Below are 16536 nucleotides of genomic sequence, written 5' to 3'. Positions count from 1 at the left end.
AGGGGAATTGTGAATGTCCAATGTTACAGAAACACAAAAGGAAACTGAGATTTCGACTAAGGAATTAACGAATGCGGAGAGATTTGCTTTAGCATTAAAACGCAATGGTGTTAAGTTTATTTTTGGGCAAAGTAATCCACAAACGATTATGCTTGCCTGTTCCGATCTTGGAATTAAACAAATCGGATTCAGGCAGGAAAATGCTGGCTCCTATATGGCGCAAGCGTACGCGATGTGTTCTGGCACAGTAGCGGTTGTAGCGGCACAGAATGGACCCGCTGCCACATTGTTGGTTCCTGGGCTGGCAGAATGCCTAAAGGCCTCCCATCCGGTAGTGGCCCTCGTTGATGAGGTGCCGATTTCTGAGGAGGAAAAAAACTCCTTTCAGGAGCTTGATCATGTAAAGCTTTTCTCAGGTGTAGCCAAATGGGTGAAAAAAGTTCCAGCAGAAGCTAGAATCGAAGATTACGTGGACATGGCTTTTACCGCTGCAGCGAGCGGGCGGCCTGGACCTGCCGTTTTGCTTATTCCAAAAGATATTTCCTTCGATACGAAGAAAAACCCTGTACAAATAGAAAGAAAGGCTTGCCTGTCTGCTTACCCTTTGGACCGGACTATTGCAGACCCCTCCCGAATCGAAGTGGCTGCTGAACTGCTCGCAAATGCAGAACGTCCATTTATTTATGCAGGCGGTGGTGTCATTTCATCGGGGGCTATCGACGAACTTCGCCAAATTCAAGAAGAATGTTCAATCCCTGTCGCGACAACGACGATGGGAAAAGGCTCAGTTGATGAAGAACATCCGTTAACCATCGGACCGATTGGTTACTACATGGGTAAAGGCGGCGCCACAAAATTCTTAAGGCCAGTGGTTGAAGAGGCCGATGTCATTTTATTGGTGGGAAATCGCACTAACCAAAATGGAACCGATTCTTGGAAATTATTTTCTAAAGACGCACGATTTATTCACATCGATATTGACCCATTGGAAATCGGCCGCAACTATGAATCTTTAAGGTTAGCAGGAGATGCAAAATTAACATTGGAAGCATTGAGAAACGCCCTTTTGCGCAAGAATCTCGAAAAAAGAGATAAACAGCGTCCTAGTCTGGTAGAAGCAATTGCCAAAGCAAGAAAAGCTCATACCGAAGAAGCAGAAAAAATCCAAAACACAGACCAATCGCCGATTAGAGTGGAAAGATTTTTAGCCGAACTTGAAAAACAATTAACAGATGATCATATTATTGTGGCGGATGCAAGCTTCTCGTCTGTTTGGCTTGCCAATTATATCAAGGCAAAAGGAAGTCGGAAATTTATTTTTCCACGGGGAATTGCAGGTCTTGGCTGGGGGCTTCCGATGGCAATGGGTGCAAAGGTAGCACAACCAAATCAAAAGGTCTTTTGTTTATCAGGAGATGGCGGCTTTGCTCATGTTTGGAGTGAACTGGAAACATGTAAACGGCACGGAATAGATGTGGTGCTTGCCGTCATAAACAATGAAGTTCTCGCCTATCAAAAATGGGCTGAGCATGCCCGCTGGGGAAGAAATACATCTGCTTGTGACCTGACTGCCGTTGACCATGCCAAAGTGGCGGAAGCATGCGGCGTAAAAGGTATTAGAGTGAGTTCTCCAGAAAAAATTGAAGAAACTTTGAAGGAGGCCTTTGCAACAGAAGGATCAGTGGTTATTGATTTAATAGCAGATCCTGCTTCTTTTCCGCCTCTTCCTTTTTTGAGCGTATTAAATAATATTTAACTAACAAAAAGCTCGCCCTAAAGTTTTGATCAAGAAAATAAGGAGGGGCGTAAAAAGCACGCCCCGAATTTGTTTAGTTTTTGCCATGATGCCTTAGAAGAAATGCTAGATATTTAATAAGTGCCGGACTGCATAGGCAAATCCATCTTCATCATTTGTCTTAGAGATTAAATCTGCTTCCTTTTGAACATATAAGGGGGCATTGGCCATTGCGACGGAAGTAGTTGCTGCTTTAAATTGAGAGATATCATTCCCACCATCACCAAACGCAAAAATTTCATCAAACTGGATATTCATTAATTGTTGGTATCGTCGCAGTGCTTCTCCTTTATTTGCCTCAATAGAGGTAATTTCGACTACGTGAACGTAAGAAGAGGCCATGGAGACTGCAAATTTCCCCTCGATTGCTTGTTTGACTTGGTCAATTTTTTCGAGTTGGTTCCCGGGTGCGACGACCATAATCTTGTAAATTTTAAGATCATCCTGATCTAGAATTTGATCGTAATCATAATGCTGGAAAATCTTCACGATTTCTTCAGGATCTTTATCTTGAAGCGCTGGATATCGACATGGAAAACCACCTTTATTGGTATAAACCATAATCCACATGCCAATTTCTTTTAAAATTTGCATTAGTTCTTTATAGATGGAAACCGATAAAGATGCTTCGTATAGAACATCTCTTTTTTCAGAGTATAGAACAGTCCCATTAATAGTAAAAATGGGAGCTGCAATTTTTTGCACATGATCATATTTAATCACATCATCAAAAGCTCGGCCTGTGTTAAAGATAATCTGATGCCCTTGTTCCCGTAATTCCTTTAGTACCTTGAAACTTTCATCTGATATTTCATGTTTTGAGTTTAATAACGTTCCATCTAGATCGATCGAAAAACATTTCATTTGATATTTCCTCTCTTTTTTTTATGGTTACTATGTTCAATATACCATTTATATAAAACAATTTTTAAAAAAGCAAACATATAAGTGTTGGAAAGTCGCTATTGCCACTAATAAAAAAATATTAAAAGAGGTGACCGCTTTGTCAATTCTATCGGGAATTCGGGTTTTAGATTTTACGCATTACATTTCAGGACCATACAGCAGTCAAATCCTTAGCGACCATGGTGCCGATGTTATAAAAATAGAGCGGATAGAAGGAGAAGTGGGAAGGATGGCAGGCCCTTTCCATGAGGAAACAAGCCTATATTTTGCTGCGCAAAATCGTAATAAACGCGGACTTTCGATCGACTTGAAATCCGATCATGGCAGAGAAATCATTCATAGGCTTGTGAAAACAGCGGACATTTTAATTACTAACTATGGTGCTGGGGTGCCTGAGCGTTTAGGAATAGACTATCAAACTATTTCGGAAATTAACCCCAAAATAAGCATGGTCCATATTACAGGTTTTGGCTTAACAGGGCCTTATAGAGAATATGGAGCATACGATGGAACCATTCAAGCTATGAGTGGATTAGCAGGGCTTACCGGACATTTAGACGGACCTCCTACCAATGTCGGTTTTTATATTGCCGATCATCTTTCCGGTTTACAAGCGGCTATGGGTGCGATGCTGGCATTATTGCATAAAGAACGAACTGGAAGAGGAAAATATGTTGATGTAAGCATGCTTGATGGAATGATTTCCTTGCTTGGTTACCATTTTTCTGAAGTTATGTTAAAGGGAATAGAGCCCCGACGAATAGGCAATCGTGACCCTCTTGCATTTTGTAATACGTATCCGACAAAGGATGGTTATATATTTATTGCACCTGCTGCTCAGCATATGTGGGAAAAGCTTTGCAGAATTATAGGCAAAAATGAATGGCTGAATAGCGATTCTCCCTTTAATAGCAAGGAGGGACGAATGGAGAATCGGGATGTATTGGAAAAGATGGTTTCAGAGTGGACCATCCAGTATACAAAAGAGGAAGTATTTCAGCTTCTTCAAAACGCTGGAATTGCTTCTGGCCCGGTTAACACATTAATGGACATCATTAACGATCCGCAAATAAAGGATAGGAATATGGTCAGGAAAATGAATATGGGTGATCAGGCTGACGCTGTATTTGTTACCGGAGTTCCTATTAAAATCAATGATACCAATGCTCAGAATTTTTCACCTCCACCAGAAATAGGCGAACATACCGATGAAATATTGTTGGAATTAGGTTATTCCATGGAGGAAATAGAAAGCTATTTGACGCTTGGAGTTATTAGCTTGCTAAAAAATAGATAGTTAGAATAAAATTTTCGACTAGTGAGGAACAATAATTACAAGCCGGGAATTACCCTGGCTTTGCAATTATTGTCGGAAAATTATAAACTATCAATAAAGTAGAAATAGAGAGTAGGTAGATAATGGAACGTATTGATTTGATAGAGTATGACCATGCAGGTCCCGAAGTCAAGGATTCTTTAGATTTCATTCAGTATGCGTCCGGGGGACACGTGATGAATGTTTTCAAGGTGCTAGCCAATCAGCCTAAGGTATTAGAGGGTATCTCAGATCTTATTTTTGGTGTGTACCGGTCCGGTGAGGTGGATATTCAGCTCACCGAACTTGCTTATCTTTATACCTCTACTTTATACAAGTGTCATTACTGAGTACCGACCCATATTATGCTCGGTCGGGGCATTGGACTATCTAAAGAAAAAGTGGAACACCTCCGTCACTGGAGGGAAAGTACTGTTTATACCGATATAGAACGGCTTGTACTTGAATATACGGAGAGGCTGGCTACGGAGGTTCGAATTGAAGATGAATTATATGACAGACTCAGAGAACACTTTACCCCAAGGCAAATACTCGTCCTTTGTACTACTGTTGGGGTAGCAGGGATGATCAATCGTATTCATGGTACCTTCAAAACGGAATTGGAAGAATTCACTTCATCAAGACCAAAAGTACAAGAGAGTTTGGATAAATTGCTTGAAAAATAAAGAAGGAGACTAGGCTATGACATTAATAAATTCTGTAACAGGAACAGTTGATTCTACTGAACTTGGCATTACGCTAATACATGAACATATGCGAGTCCGCTCAGAAGCTGTGTTTGTACAATTTCCCCATTTATATGACGAGGAAAAGGAATTTGCCAAAGCGGTAGAACAGGTAAATAAAGTGAAGGAACTTGGTGTTAAAACCATTTGCGACCCAACGGTGATGGAACTTGGCCGGGATATCCGCTTTATTGAGAGAGTGGCCCGAGAAACGGGAGTGCAAATTATCGCGGCAACAGGAATTTATTCTTATCATTACATACCGCCTCACTTCCAAAATCGCAGCATTGACTATATGGCAGAGTTATTTGTTAGAGATATTGAAGTTGGAATTCAAAATACATCGATCAAGGCCGGGTTTTTAAAATGTGCGACAGACGCACAAGGGGTTACCAAGGATGTCGAAAAAGTCATCCGTGCTGTGGCGCGGGCCCATAAAATGACCGGTGTACCGATTATGACTCATTCCCATCCGGCAAGCGGAACGGGCTTAAACCAGCTTGATATTCTTCAAGAAGAGGGAGTCGATCCTAAACGGATATTGATTGGCCATACCGGAGATACCGACAATCAGGAATACATCCTGCAGGTACTGGAGCGGGGGCCATTTATTGGAATGGACCGTTATGGCATAACAAGAGTGTGTTCAAACGAATCGAGAAACGAAACAGTGATAGCGCTGGCAAAACTGGGCTATGCAGACCGCATGTTCCTGTCACAGGATTATTGTTGTTCGTATGATTGGTATCCTGACGGAACATCCGCGAAAGCATTCCCGAGTTGGAGCATGAGTTTTGTGTTAGAAGAAGTGATTCCGGAATTGAAGAAAAACGGTGTAACCGAAGAGCAGGTTACCAATATGATGGTTGATAACGCTCGTCGTTGGTTTGAAGGAAATTAGGAAACTTACAAAATAGTATAAACAAGGAGATGAATGGTACGTGGTTAAGCAAATTCGAATTGGAAAGACAGATTTATATGTGAATCCTATAGGTTTAGGTACCAATGCTGTTGGCGGACATAATCTATTTCCCAACCTGGAAGAGGAAGCAGGAAGAAATTTAGTACGGGCTGGATTAGAACAGGGAATTAACTTTTTGGATACTGCGTTTATCTATGGTCCAAAGCGTTCTGAAGAAATCGTCGGGGAAGTGGTCAAGGAAAGGGGAAATCGTTCAGAGATTGTCATTGCCACAAAAGCCGCCCATAAATTTGTTGGGGGTGAAGTGGTGCTCGATAATTCCCCAAGCTTTTTAAAGCAGGCAGTAGAAGAGAGCCTAACGCGCCTGCAAACGGATTACATAGATTTATTTTATATCCATTTCCCTGATCAAGATACACCTAAGGATGAAGCGGTCGGGGCCTTGAAGCAGCTAAAAGATGAGGGGAAGATCAGGGCGATTGGGGTCTCTAATTTTTCCCTCGAGCAGTTGAAGGAAGCGAATAAAGACGGCTATGTCGACGTCTATCAAGGGGGCTATAACTTATTAAGCAGAGAAGCAGAGAAAGAATTATTCCCATACACGATTGAACATGATATTTCTTTTGTTCCTTTCTACCCGCTTGCCTCCGGGTTTTTGACGGGAAAATATAATATTAATACAGTGATTAGTGAAAAGAATCAAAAACGGCCGCAATTCCAGAAAGAAGTGTATGAGCAAAACTTAGCTAAAATTGAGAAGGTACGGGAAATAGCCGAAGCAAAAGGGGTAGAGGTTGCTCATGTTGTGCTCGCTTGGTATTTAACTCGTGACGGGATTGATGTCATTATACCGGGGGCAAAGAATGCTGACCAAGTACTTCATAATTTAAAAACGCTAGATGTAGAGCTTTCACCACAAGAGATTCAAAGCATTGACCAGATATTCCAATTATAAATCAGAAAAAGGACCCCTTGGAAACTTAATTCCGATGGGTCCTTCAATTTTTTAAAGCTTAAATTCTTACTACGAATCTCCCTTTTGCCTGCCCTTTCAAAATGATAGGCAGGGTTTCAGGCAGGTCGTCTAGCGAAATTTCAACTGCAATGGAATCCAATAGCGTGGACGGCTTTAAGTCTGTGGCCATTCGATTCCACAGCTTTTTGCGTACTTCCATTGGGCAATAGACCGAATCGATCCCCAGCAGGTTTACACCGCGCAAAATAAAAGGAAACACGCTAGTTGGGACGTTTCCGCCTCCAGTTAATCCACTTACAGCTACCGATCCGCCATAGTGAATTTTACTTAATACAGACGCTAAGGATTCACCGCCAACGGGATCAACCGCACCAGCCCAAAGCTGCTTATCCAATACTTTGACTTTTCCATTATAAACCTCTTCACGGGAAATCACTTCAGACGCACCAAGGTTATGTAAATAATCATGTTCAGCAGCTTTTCCAGTACTTGCAACCACCTCGTAGCCCCGTTTAGATAGCATCGAGACAGCAATACTTCCAACACCGCCAGTTGCTCCAGTTACCAAAACCTTTCCCTTTTCAGGAGTAACCCCGTTTTCTTCCAGCCTTTGCACAGAAAGGGCAGCGGTAAAGCCAGCCGTTCCCAAAACCATCGCTTCTTTCAGAGAAAGATTTTCCGGGAGCGGAACAACCCAATTGCCGGGAATCCGTGCATACTCACTGAAGCCTCCATAATGGGAAACCCCAATCTCATAGCTGGTCGCGATAACTTTATCACCTTCTTGGAAGCGCGGGTCCTGAGACGAGACAACAACTCCCGCTAAATCAATACCTGGGATAAACGGATATGACCTGACTATTTTGCCATCTGCGATGCTGGCGAGTCCATCCTTATAATTAATGCTGGAATAAGCAACCTTGATTAGTACTTCCGCTTCAGGAAGGATATCAAAAGAAACTTCTTTAACCTCAACCGAAAAATCGGTCTCCGTCTTATCAACCACTAATGCTTTAAACAATTCACTCAAATTTATTCCCCTCCCTTTTTTACTATTGAAGCCATTTTACATGGAAAAGCCTTTTTTGTAAAACAAATTCAGATTTATCAAAAAATTAATTAAGTTTCTTTACAAAAAGAAATAGGAAAAAGGAATCGTACTTATTGAGGAAAATGTTGAATAGGATAGAACTGCATTCAACTTGTTTTTCAATTAGGAAAGAGGTGGCGCATTGCAGACGGTTAGCCTAAAAAGGATGTTGTTAATGGCATCCATGTATGCACTAATTTTCCTACTAATCATTCCCTCTTCTTATGTTGCCGCAAACGGTCAAGGGAATGGAAATGAAAACGGGAACAATAATGGGGGACAGCAGGGAGGGGATAACGGCAATCCTAATAACGGGAACCAGGGCGACCAGGATCAAAAGGGTAATAAGAGTACGGAAATTCATTTTCATTTAAAAAATGACTGTAAGGAAGACGTAGTAGATGTTTACGTCCTTTGGAAAGGCGTTTGGACTAAGATGGAAGCACCAGGGAATTCCCCGAATTTTAAATTAAAAGATAATGCTGAATACGTAACGGATGATATCACTGCCTTCAAGCTGATAATAAAGGACCGGGAACCTGTCATCATTCCTGTAAGCGACGTAAGAGTCGGTGTCGAAGCAAACGGTACCATCAATTATTGGCAGGAAAAATGTTATCCACCACCACCACCGCCTCCGCCAGGTGACGATGACGATGATCATGGAAATCCAGGGGATAATCCTGGAGATAAGCCAGGAGACAATCCGGGAGATAAGCCGGGAGACAATCCAGGAGATTCAGATAATCCAAATCAACCAGGGTCAAATCCGGGAGGTACGGATAATAATACCCCGCCTCCACAAAATCAAGGAAATCAGAATCCTCCGGCACAAGAAACTATAAAACAAACCACAACAACTGGGGTTCTTCCAAAAACAGGAGAGTCAAGCCCATTTGGCTATTATTTACTCGGACTACTCGTTACCGCTTCCGGTGTGTATTTATTAAGACGAAAAAAGCTAAACAACTAGAATCATAGCTTTGAGGGAGATTAAAATCTCTCTCAATTTTTTTATTGAGGTGCATATATGAAAAAGTTAACTGCTGTCCTTTTAATTCTTTTAGGCATTATGATTATATTTTATCCAAAAATTACAGAGGTTTTTCATAACCATGAACAAAATTTACTGTTAAAGAAATGGGATCAAAAAAAGCATAGAAACAAAAACTCTCTGGAAAATAATTATCAAAGTCTAAATAAGGCATTTGATGAAAGCTTCGAAAGGGAGCCTAAACCTGAGCAAGGAACAATCCAGGAGCCTGCCCTGATAAATAAAAATTTCGAAATGGACGGCATGACTGGTATTATAAAAATACCAAAGATAGACCTAACTCTGCCCATATTAGAAGGAGCAAGTCAAGCAAATTTAAAACTTGGTGCTAGCCATTTGGACGGTACGGCCCTGCCCGGTGAAATCGGAAACGCCGCCATCGCAGCCCATCGCAGCAGAACATATGGAAGGATGTTTAACCGCTTGAATGAACTAAAGCCTGGCGATGAAATTGTGGTAGAGGACAAAAAACAAGCCTATACCTATGATATTTACAATGTTTTAATTGTGGAACCTGATGATTTATCTGTTTTAAATCCCAATGGTCAAGACCGAATCTTGACATTGATCACCTGCGACCCCATCACCACAGGAACCCACCGCCTGATTATCCACGCCAAATTAAAAGGGGCCTGATTCTTTTTTGCGCTATTCAGGCCTCATTTTTCATTTTGCCCCCTTTTTAGTGGGCTTTTTGTATGGTAGAATTTAGGCATTTATACAAGATGGATGTGGGGTTATAAAATGGATATGAAATCTAAATGGAACGCCAAATATAAAGATCGTTTGACTGAGTTAAAGGAGCCTGTTCCAAATCCCCGATTGAAAGATCTTTCAGTACATCTTCACGGCGGGAATGCCCTAGACCTTGCCTGCGGTCTAGGTGGAAACAGTATTTTTCTTGCCCAATTAAACTATCATGTAGAGGCTCTTGATATATCAGAGATTGCCATCCACTTTCTTCAGGAACAAGCTGTCAAACAGCATCTCAATATTAATCCGCGCGTATGTGATTTAACGGATGTCACGCAGCTTAAGAAGGAGCACAGCGCAACCGACCTTATTGTGATTACCTACTACCTAGACCGATCCCTCTTTCCATTTGTCAAAAGCATGGTAAAAAGGAACGGATTTTTCTTTATGGAAACCTATTTTCAGACACCCAAGACAGAATACCAAACGATATCCGATCAATATAAATTGAAGCCAAAAGAGCTTTTAGACGAATTCAGTGAATGGAAAGTGCTCTTTTTTAAAGAGAACGACCAAGAAGGACGGCAAACGGTATTTTGTCAAAAGGTTTAGCTATTTAAAAAATATAAGGGGGGTGAAAAGGTGATTGACCCAAAAGTTGATGATAACGCCAAAGTTTTAGAAATTCCAATGGATGGAATACATCTTTACATCGATTCGCCCGAAAGGCAAAAACGGTTATATAAGCGGACTTTGGGGATAGCGGTCATTTCCCAGATGCTCGGTGGCGCAGGACTTGCAGCTGGTGTAACGGTTGGGGCACTGCTAGCCAAAAATATGCTGGGAACCGACCGGTTTGCCGGACTGCCAGTTGCATTGTTGACTCTTGGTTCCGCAGGTGCAGCACTTCTGATAGGAAGACTGTCGCAGCGATACGGCCGCCGTTTTGGACTGGCAGTGGGTTTTTTGGCCGGAGGTATCGGCGCGATTGGAGTGGTGACGGCAGCTGTCATCAATTCTATTATCCTGCTGTTTGCATCACTATTAATCTATGGTGCAGGAACCGCAGCTAACCTGCAAACCCGTTATGCAGGTACCGATCTCGCCAGTCCTTCAAAGCGGGCAACCGCTATCAGCATCACCATGTTAGCGACGACTTTTGGGGCTGTTGCCGGGCCGAATCTTGTTGATGTAATGGGACGATTTGCATTGTCGATCGGTGTTCCACCTTTGGCCGGCCCGTTTATTTTAGGGGCTACTGCTTTTCTTTTGGCCGGTTCCGTGTTGTTGATATTCCTGCACCCAGATCCTCTCAAGGTTGCAAAGCTTTTGTCGGAAGTTAATAGCAGCAACGGAGAATTTTCTTCAAAACTACCCACCGGCGCATCTCTCAAGAAGAAACGCGAACTCGTAGTCGGTGCTGCCCTGATGGTCCTAACACAGTTAGTGATGGTTGCCATCATGACCATGACACCTGTCCATATGAGAAACCATGGACATGATCTGAGTGATATCGGATTAATTATCAGTATTCATATTGGCGCCATGTATCTTCCATCTTTGGTGACCGGAATGATTGCTGACAAAATTGGCCGTACGGCAATGTCAATTTTAGCGGGTGCCACCTTGCTTATGGCAGGTCTTCTTGCCGCTTTTGCACCAGCTGATTCAATGCTCGTCCTAATGATTGCACTTGCCCTGCTGGGGCTTGGATGGAACTTTGGTTTGATTAGCGGTACAGCGATTATTATCGATGCTACTCACATTTCCACACGTGCTAAGACACAGGGTACAATTGATGTTTTGGTTGCTCTTGCCGGTGCATCTGGCGGAGCCATTTCCGGAATGGTCGTTGCCCAGTCAAGCTACACCATACTCTCGCTGGCGGGAGGCATTTTATCTTTGCTGCTTATCCCTGTTGTCGTTTGGTCCAGGAGAAAACAACCGAATGAATAGCATAAAAGTTCCAGGCCTATATTGGCTTGGAATTTTTTCCTGTTTGGAAAATTTTCATGAATAGCTGAGACACCACAATTCTTCTTTAACATGACTGGTAACCAATGAATACAATGATTGACATAGAGTTCTAATACTGATGCCCAACGGGGGGATAAGGTTGAAGATTGAGTACAATCATGCCTTTGGTTTGCCGAGAAATTTAGTATGGAAATGGCTGAAAGATGAAACAGTCCTAAAAAACTCGATTTCTAACTGCAAGTCGTTTGTTGAAACCTCAAGTGGTGTCTACCGAGGTGAAACTGAAATCCGGATTGGTCCAATCAACGATGTATTTACAATAGACATACGACGTTTGGAAGAGAAAAGTCCATCATTTTACCGCCTGAAAATAAACGCAAAAAGCAAACTTGGAAATATTCAGGCGCAGTCTGATTTATTTCTAAGAGATTGGCAAGGGGCTTGCAAGTTAACTATTAAAGCGGATGTCGTGATAACAGGGACTATGGAAGTGACTCCTGATCGGTTACTAAATGGAGCAGCAATCAAAGTGATCGAAAACCTATTCCAAAACCTGGAGAAGGAAATTAAAAAGGCTGTCTATCAGGCCAGAAAGAAATTTCGAACTTGAGTTCCCATTGATTTAATAACAGCATCCAAGCTTGAAATAAGCCTGGATGTTTTCTTGTTAAAATGATATATAAAGTGGAAGAAAAAGGTTTCTTAGATTCAGAAAATACTCTTATATTGACTGTTATTAGAATATTCTATATTTTTGTTGTATTTCAGTGTACTTTTTCTCTAAAATTATCTTGAATAAAAGAATTTTAGGGAGGCTTAATTTATGGTCGAGAAAACGCTGGATCTTCAGAAATTAGTTGAAGCTGTTGAAAAAGAGGTTGTGGAGTGGCGCAGGCATCTCCATGAAAATCCTGAACTTTCATTTCAAGAGGTAGAAACATCCAAGTACGTATTTGAGAAGCTGGAGTCCTTTGGCAATATTGAGTTATCCCGTCCAACGCCCACAAGTGTGTTAGGTAGGATTATCGGCGCAAAGCCTGGTAAAGTTGTTGCTTTACGTGCTGACATGGACGCGCTTCCAATTCAAGAAGAAACCGGGCTGCCATTTGCCTCCAAAAATGACGGTGTGATGCATGCCTGCGGTCATGATGGACATACTGCCATGCTTTTAGGAGCGGCAAAGGTTCTGTCCCAATTAAAGGATGAAATAGAAGGGGAAATCCGCTTTTTCTTCCAGCATGCTGAGGAATTGTTCCCTGGCGGCGCTTCAGAAATGGTAAAGGCCGGCGTTACAGAAGGGATTGATGGAGTCATCGGCGTTCACCTTGGTTCGCAAATTCCTTCCGGGAAATTTACTGTTTGTTATGGACCAGTTACTGCAGCGACTGATGCATTTGATATTGATATCCAGGGCAAGGGCGGACATGGTTCCGCACCAAATGCAACGATTGATCCAATTGCTATAGGTGTTCAAATTATTAACGGAATCAACCAAATTATTTCACGGAAAGTGGATGCAGCCCAGCGCGCTGTCATTTCTGTTACCAAATTCAATGGCGGAACAGCCAATAATATTATTCCTGACCGTGTAAGCCTAGGCGGGACTGTCCGTACGTTTGATCCGGAAGTACGTAAACAAATTCCTGTCTGGATTGAAAAAATTGCAAAAGGAATCACTGAAGCCCATGACGCTTCCTATGAACTCAATTATATGCTGGGATACTCACCTGTCATAAATGAGGAAAATATCACCAAATTGGTGGAAGAAACCATTGTAGACACATTCGGAGAAAGCAATCGAATTATTGCGAATGGGATTATGGGAGGGGAGGATTTCTCGGCATTTTCAGCGGAAGCTCCTGGATGTTTTGTTTTTCTAGGTGCTGGAAGTGAGAACCCAGCCGAAAATTATCCGCATCATCATCCAAAATTTGATGTGAAGGAAGAGGCATTAATAAAAGGTGTCCATTATTTCGTCCGCTCGGCCTTCAAATTTTTAGGTGAGAAATAAAAGTACCCTAATGTGGAGGAGATTTTGTGATTGAAAGAGTAGTAGATATCCAGAAACTAATAGAGGCAGTTGAAGAAGAAGTAGTCAAATGGCGCAGACATTTTCACGAAAACCCGGAGCTTTCTTTCCAAGAGTTTGAAACCTCTAATTACGTTTATGAAAAACTGCAATCGTTTGGCAATATTGAAGTTTCCAGGGTCACACCAACCAGTGTCATGGGACGCTTATTTGGCAGCCAGCCTGGCAAAGTATTGGGGCTGCGGGCAGATATGGATGCCCTGCCAATCATTGAAGAGACTGGATTGCCATTTGCTTCCAAAACCCAAGGTGTGATGCATGCCTGCGGTCATGACGGACATACTGCGATGCTCCTTGGCGCGGCCAAAGTTCTATCTCAATTACAGGACGAAATCAAAGGGGAAGTTCGCTTCTTCTTCCAGCATGCAGAAGAACTAAATCCTGGCGGTGCCCAGGAAATGGTAAAGGCGGGGGCAGCAGATGGCCTTGAAGGTGTGATCGGACTTCACCTTGGTTCACAAGGTCCGTTGGGCAAATTCTCGCTCTGTTACGGACATGTGACTGCGGCGTGTGATGATTTTGATATTGTCATTCAAGGTAAAGGCGGGCATGGTTCGGCACCGGAGGAAACTGTTGACCCGATTGCCATTGGTGTTCAGTTGGTAAATGGAATCAATCAGTTTATCTCCAGAAAAGTCGATGCCAGCCATCGGGCAGTTATTACGGTTGCCCAGTTTCACGGGGGAACGGCCAACAATATCATTCCAGACAAAGTGACCTTAGGAGGTACTGTCCGAACGTTTGACCCGGAAGTTCGCAAGCAGATTCCAATCTGGATGGAGAAATTAACAAAGGGACTCACCGAAGCACATGGTGCAACTTATCAATTAAACTATGACTTTGGCTACAGTCCAACTATCAATGAAGAACAAATTACCTCTATGGTTGAAAAAGTTATTATTGAAACCTTTGGTGAGGACCATTTTGTCAGAGGTACAGCATTGATGGGTAGTGAAGATTTCTCGGCATTTGCAGAGGTAGCACCGGGATGCTTCGCATTTTTGGGGGCGGGAAGCCACAACCCTGCCGAAAATTATCCGCACCATCATCCAAAATTTGATGTAAAAGAAGAAGCGTTGATTCTTGGCGTCCAGTATTTTGTCAGAAGTGCATTGCAGTACCTAAATGAAAATTAAGATGTGAAAGGGGCCTGAACCCAGGTACGTTAATGGTTAACGCACCGGTGCCAGGCCCCTTATTTATTTGATAGGGATTTGGATTGAAATGCTTGTTCCCCAATCGAGTTTACTGCGGATGGCCAGACCATAGTTGTCCCCGTAGGTTAGTTGCAAGCGTTTATGGGTATTATAAAGGCCGATGTGATCGTTTGCTGTATAATTTGATTTCAGCTTTGAACAGATTTCCCCTAGCCTAGCCTTGCCGATTCCCTTACCATTATCAATGACCGATACATAAAGGTGTGAAGGAAACACTCTTATTTTCACTTTAATCGAAAGGGTTCTTCCCAAGCCCGGCAGGCCATGTTGCAGTGAATTCTCAATCAAAGGCTGTAGGAACAGTTTAACAACATAATAGTTTTCAACACCCTCATCACATTCCCAATGGAACTCAAATTGATCCTTATGCCTAATTTTCTGAATCTCAACATAGCTTTTCGTATGTTTGATTTCATCCTTTAAAACAACTAAGCTATCCTTTGCATTTAAGGAATAGCGGAGGATATTCCCGAGATGATCAATCATTTGGTTAATCTCGTTTGGCCGCTTGGTAAGACTAATCACCTTCCAATTAATCGTTTCTAGTGTATTGTACAAAAAATGCGGATTTAATTGGGATTGGTGCACGGATAACTCCAGCGCCTGCATTTTATACTTTCTCTCCGACAGGAGCACCTTCATATAGGATTGCTCCATAAAATTGGTCAAAATCTTATGAATGATTAGGCTGTGAACATCCTTTACGTCGTTTGGCAAATGGGGGAGAGGTTCACCCTTTTCGGCATTATTTAAGATATTGACAATCGAATCAATTTCGGCAAAATTCTTTTTCGTTAGAAAATAAGCGATAATCCCCCCCACAATAACCGACGAAAGCAGGAGAACTAAAGTAAGCAAGCTTAATTGGTATGGCAGCTTATAAAGAGAACTCCGCGGGATGGTCGAAAAAAACACCCAGCCATATTTTTTTGAGTCCAACTTAAAAACAGTAGAAGGGTCATTTCCAATTTTCAATGTGGTAATTTCATTAGACGAGGAAATCATTTCCTTCGTTTCGAATGACGTTAAATGGACTGGATGATTTTCAAACAGAACTTGGTTATTTTTATCCAAGACTATAATATTTTGACCGCTCATTTTATGCAAGCTGTTTAAATGATCCTTTACATAATCAGTGTTTACATTCAGAACAATGTACCCCAGTTTGCCATTTGCAAGAGTAAAGCTCCGATATAAGGAAATGACCTCAATCTTTTGGTCAGGGAAATCCTCAAGCTTTCGAATCACTGTTCTTCTTTCTGTCCAAATGGTTTCGCCCCTTTTTACCTTATCGAGCCCTTTATACCAAGAGGTGTCATCAAAATGCCCAAGATCCACCAAACCGCCTGTAGTTGATGTTAAAAATCGTTTTTTATCATTTTCAATATAAATATAAATCGAATCAATGTACGGATGAGCAATAGCGGGAGAGTCGATGGTATTTTTTAACGACGCCAGTTTAACAAAATCCTCAGGATCCAGCCATTGTTTCTCGAGCATGTTTTGCAGGTCCAGAAATTCTTTGGCGCTAGCGGCAATGGTTAAGTTAATAGAATTTAGCTCATCGAAAATCATTTCCACGTTCATTTGGATTTGATTTAATAGATTCAAGTTTTCTTGATTTATCTTTTCCTTCAGATATAAATGAATTAACGAAATCGCAAGTGTTCCTAGAATTAACACCGGGATTAGCATTGGAATTAGCAGCTTGCTTAAATTTTTAATAAAAAAGGAACGTTTTAAAGAATCCATTAAG

16 protein-coding genes are annotated in these 16536 nt (G+C 42.0%); 13 read left to right on the top strand and 3 right to left on the bottom strand.

Going from position 1 to position 16536, the window contains the following annotated elements; all coding sequences use genetic code 11:
• Nucleotides 1-13 precede the first annotated feature (13 nt).
• Entirely contained in the window at nucleotides 14-1756 is a 1743-nt protein-coding gene (locus tag ACZ5B7_RS14820) for an acetolactate synthase catalytic subunit (protein ID WP_464494355.1), read from the top strand.
• Nucleotides 1757-1861: 105 nt separating this feature from the next.
• Here ACZ5B7_RS14820 and ACZ5B7_RS14815 read toward each other — a convergent pair whose 3' ends face one another.
• Nucleotides 1862-2659 (bottom strand): Cof-type HAD-IIB family hydrolase, encoded by a 798-nt coding sequence (locus ACZ5B7_RS14815; RefSeq protein ID WP_464494354.1) that lies wholly within the window; start codon nucleotides 2657-2659, stop codon nucleotides 1862-1864.
• 139 nt (nucleotides 2660-2798) lie between these two features.
• On the opposite strand from ACZ5B7_RS14815, the gene ACZ5B7_RS14810 reads away from it, so the two are divergent.
• The 5 genes from ACZ5B7_RS14810 to ACZ5B7_RS14790 all read left to right on the top strand — a co-directional run bounded on the left by ACZ5B7_RS14810 (nucleotide 2799) and on the right by ACZ5B7_RS14790 (nucleotide 6639).
• Complete coding sequence (locus ACZ5B7_RS14810) at nucleotides 2799-3998, top strand: CaiB/BaiF CoA transferase family protein (RefSeq protein WP_464494353.1); 1200 nt, start codon at nucleotides 2799-2801, stop codon at nucleotides 3996-3998.
• Nucleotides 3999-4213: 215 nt separating this feature from the next.
• Nucleotides 4214-4366, top strand: a complete 153-nt coding sequence (locus tag ACZ5B7_RS14805) for a hypothetical protein (protein ID WP_464494352.1) — start codon at nucleotides 4214-4216, stop codon at nucleotides 4364-4366.
• Between the two features lie 15 nt (nucleotides 4367-4381).
• Nucleotides 4382-4702, top strand: coding sequence for a carboxymuconolactone decarboxylase family protein (locus tag ACZ5B7_RS14800; protein ID WP_464494351.1), 321 nt, complete (start codon nucleotides 4382-4384; stop codon nucleotides 4700-4702).
• Between the two features lie 16 nt (nucleotides 4703-4718).
• Nucleotides 4719-5663, top strand: coding sequence for a phosphotriesterase family protein (locus ACZ5B7_RS14795; protein ID WP_464494350.1), 945 nt, complete (start codon nucleotides 4719-4721; stop codon nucleotides 5661-5663).
• 40 nt (nucleotides 5664-5703) lie between these two features.
• On the top strand, nucleotides 5704-6639 hold the full coding sequence (locus ACZ5B7_RS14790) for an aldo/keto reductase (protein ID WP_464494349.1): 936 nt from the start codon (nucleotides 5704-5706) through the stop codon (nucleotides 6637-6639).
• Nucleotides 6640-6697: 58 nt separating this feature from the next.
• Here ACZ5B7_RS14790 and ACZ5B7_RS14785 read toward each other — a convergent pair whose 3' ends face one another.
• Nucleotides 6698-7690 carry an NADPH:quinone oxidoreductase family protein gene (locus ACZ5B7_RS14785; RefSeq protein ID WP_464494348.1) on the bottom strand — a complete coding sequence of 331 codons (993 nt, stop codon included), beginning with the start codon at nucleotides 7688-7690 and terminating at the stop codon, nucleotides 6698-6700.
• A 202-nt stretch (nucleotides 7691-7892) separates the two neighbouring features.
• On the opposite strand from ACZ5B7_RS14785, the gene ACZ5B7_RS14780 reads away from it, so the two are divergent.
• The 7 genes from ACZ5B7_RS14780 to ACZ5B7_RS14750 all read left to right on the top strand — a co-directional run bounded on the left by ACZ5B7_RS14780 (nucleotide 7893) and on the right by ACZ5B7_RS14750 (nucleotide 14699).
• On the top strand, nucleotides 7893-8723 hold the full coding sequence (locus tag ACZ5B7_RS14780) for an LPXTG cell wall anchor domain-containing protein (protein WP_464494347.1): 831 nt from the start codon (nucleotides 7893-7895) through the stop codon (nucleotides 8721-8723).
• Between the two features lie 57 nt (nucleotides 8724-8780).
• On the top strand, nucleotides 8781-9440 hold the full coding sequence (locus tag ACZ5B7_RS14775) for a class D sortase (protein WP_464494346.1): 660 nt from the start codon (nucleotides 8781-8783) through the stop codon (nucleotides 9438-9440).
• A gap of 108 nt (nucleotides 9441-9548) precedes the next feature.
• On the top strand, nucleotides 9549-10109 hold the full coding sequence (locus ACZ5B7_RS14770) for a class I SAM-dependent methyltransferase (RefSeq protein ID WP_464494345.1): 561 nt from the start codon (nucleotides 9549-9551) through the stop codon (nucleotides 10107-10109).
• Nucleotides 10110-10187: 78 nt separating this feature from the next.
• A complete protein-coding gene (locus tag ACZ5B7_RS14765; protein WP_464494501.1) occupies nucleotides 10188-11453 on the top strand; it encodes an MFS transporter in 1266 nt (421 codons plus the stop codon).
• A 160-nt stretch (nucleotides 11454-11613) separates the two neighbouring features.
• Entirely contained in the window at nucleotides 11614-12084 is a 471-nt protein-coding gene (locus tag ACZ5B7_RS14760; protein ID WP_464494344.1) for a CoxG family protein, read from the top strand.
• A gap of 213 nt (nucleotides 12085-12297) precedes the next feature.
• Nucleotides 12298-13485 carry an amidohydrolase gene (locus tag ACZ5B7_RS14755; protein ID WP_464494343.1) on the top strand — a complete coding sequence of 396 codons (1188 nt, stop codon included), beginning with the start codon at nucleotides 12298-12300 and terminating at the stop codon, nucleotides 13483-13485.
• 26 nt (nucleotides 13486-13511) lie between these two features.
• Nucleotides 13512-14699 (top strand): M20 metallopeptidase family protein, encoded by a 1188-nt coding sequence (locus ACZ5B7_RS14750; RefSeq protein WP_464494342.1) that lies wholly within the window; start codon nucleotides 13512-13514, stop codon nucleotides 14697-14699.
• 63 nt (nucleotides 14700-14762) lie between these two features.
• Here the strand turns inward: ACZ5B7_RS14750 and ACZ5B7_RS14745 are convergent, their stop codons facing one another.
• A complete protein-coding gene (locus ACZ5B7_RS14745; RefSeq protein ID WP_464494341.1) occupies nucleotides 14763-16532 on the bottom strand; it encodes a sensor histidine kinase in 1770 nt (589 codons plus the stop codon).
• Nucleotides 16533-16536 lie beyond the last annotated feature (4 nt).

The organism is Neobacillus sp. S1115 (genome assembly GCF_055385565.1).
This window is presented reverse-complemented; position numbering and strand designations above follow the sequence as displayed.

What these genes read in the sequence shown, in the direction of transcription:
- ACZ5B7_RS14800 (WP_464494351.1), top strand. Translation starts at nt 4,382, where the DNA reads ATGCTCGGTCGGGGCATTGGACTATCTAAAGAAAAAGTGGAACACCTC.
- ACZ5B7_RS14765 (WP_464494501.1), top strand. Translation starts at nt 10,188, where the DNA reads ATGGATGGAATACATCTTTACATCGATTCGCCCGAAAGGCAAAAACGG.
- ACZ5B7_RS14770 (WP_464494345.1), top strand. Translation starts at nt 9,549, where the DNA reads ATGGATATGAAATCTAAATGGAACGCCAAATATAAAGATCGTTTGACT.
- ACZ5B7_RS14805 (WP_464494352.1), top strand. Translation starts at nt 4,214, where the DNA reads ATGAATGTTTTCAAGGTGCTAGCCAATCAGCCTAAGGTATTAGAGGGT.
- ACZ5B7_RS14775 (WP_464494346.1), top strand. Translation starts at nt 8,781, where the DNA reads ATGAAAAAGTTAACTGCTGTCCTTTTAATTCTTTTAGGCATTATGATT.
- ACZ5B7_RS14820 (WP_464494355.1), top strand. Translation starts at nt 14, where the DNA reads ATGTCCAATGTTACAGAAACACAAAAGGAAACTGAGATTTCGACTAAG.
- ACZ5B7_RS14795 (WP_464494350.1), top strand. Translation starts at nt 4,719, where the DNA reads ATGACATTAATAAATTCTGTAACAGGAACAGTTGATTCTACTGAACTT.
- ACZ5B7_RS14755 (WP_464494343.1), top strand. Translation starts at nt 12,298, where the DNA reads ATGGTCGAGAAAACGCTGGATCTTCAGAAATTAGTTGAAGCTGTTGAA.
- ACZ5B7_RS14815 (WP_464494354.1), bottom strand. Translation starts at nt 2,659, where the DNA reads ATGAAATGTTTTTCGATCGATCTAGATGGAACGTTATTAAACTCAAAA.
- ACZ5B7_RS14745 (WP_464494341.1), bottom strand. Translation starts at nt 16,532, where the DNA reads ATGGATTCTTTAAAACGTTCCTTTTTTATTAAAAATTTAAGCAAGCTG.